This window comes from Pseudomonas sp. Fl5BN2 (assembly GCF_009908205.1).
GTDB lineage: Bacteria > Pseudomonadota > Gammaproteobacteria > Pseudomonadales > Pseudomonadaceae > Aquipseudomonas.
Genome location: NZ_JAAARL010000085.1, coordinates 1 through 423, shown reverse-complemented (window position 1 = coordinate 423; position 423 = coordinate 1). Strand labels below are relative to the sequence as shown.

The 423-nt window shown below is 40.2% G+C and carries 1 protein-coding gene; it reads right to left on the bottom strand.

Annotation, left to right across the window (positions count from 1 at the left end; genetic code table 11):
• Nucleotides 1–244 (bottom strand): hydroxyisourate hydrolase (locus tag GV819_RS32685; RefSeq protein ID WP_178126160.1); only part of this gene is annotated, 244 nt, incomplete at its 3' end.
• Nucleotides 245–423: the final 179 nt, after the last annotated feature.

Below are 423 nucleotides of genomic sequence, written 5' to 3'. Positions count from 1 at the left end.
TAGTCGCAGTTTGCTCGGGCCACAGTGCCTTAATTCGTCCATCCTTATCTGTTTTGGCGGTATTAAGTTGTAACCAGCCGTTATCCGCTTTCTTTTCAAGAGTGACTGTCACGTCGGCAGCGGGTTTTCCTGTTTGCTGGTTCAAAATGTGCACGCTAAGAATGTTTTGTTGTGCGGCATAAACCAAAGAAGGTAATGAAAATGCTGCCGTTGCTACCGAGAGTACTAAATAACGCTTTAACATGTTTATATCCTTGTCATGTGAATGAGTTTTGAGGATAGCGAAAAAACGTCCAGGGTAACCTTACAGCAGCATTACAATTTTGTAATGAACCAGGTTGTTTCTATAACATATGATTTATGGCATATTATTTTCATGAAGATTCTACTTATTGAAGATAATCAAAGGACCCAGGAATGGGT